At 73.6% G+C, this 379-nt stretch carries 1 pseudogene; it reads left to right on the top strand.

From position 1 onward, the window contains the following. Nucleotides 1-379, top strand: a pseudogene (locus J0695_RS44680) (MFS transporter); the annotation flags it as partial.

The raw sequence follows: 379 nt of genomic DNA on the forward strand, positions 1-379 counted from the left end.
CGCCCTCGGCACCGTGGGCGCGCTGGCGCTCCTGTCACTGGGTACGGACACCGCCACCGCCACGGCCTCCGCGCTCACCCTCGTACTCGGCATCGGCATGGGGTGCCTGATGCAGCCCACGATGCTGATCACCATGAACAGCGCGGAACCCCGCGACATGGGCGCGGCCAGCGGCACCAACACACTGCTGCGCACCGTCGGCGGCTCGCTCGGAGTGGCCGTCCTTGGCTCCGTCTTCGCCGCCCGTATGACCGGCGCACTCGCCGACAGGCCCGGCCCTTCGGGGGCCGGACTCACGGGAGGCGGTCACGCCCTGACCCCGGCGCTGCTCCGCGATCTGCCCGCCCCGGCACGCGACGCCTTCCGGTACGCCGTCACC

Origin of the sequence: Streptomyces beijiangensis (assembly GCF_017315755.1) — a bacterium.
GTDB classification, from domain to species: Bacteria; Actinomycetota; Actinomycetes; order Streptomycetales; family Streptomycetaceae; genus Streptomyces; species Streptomyces beijiangensis.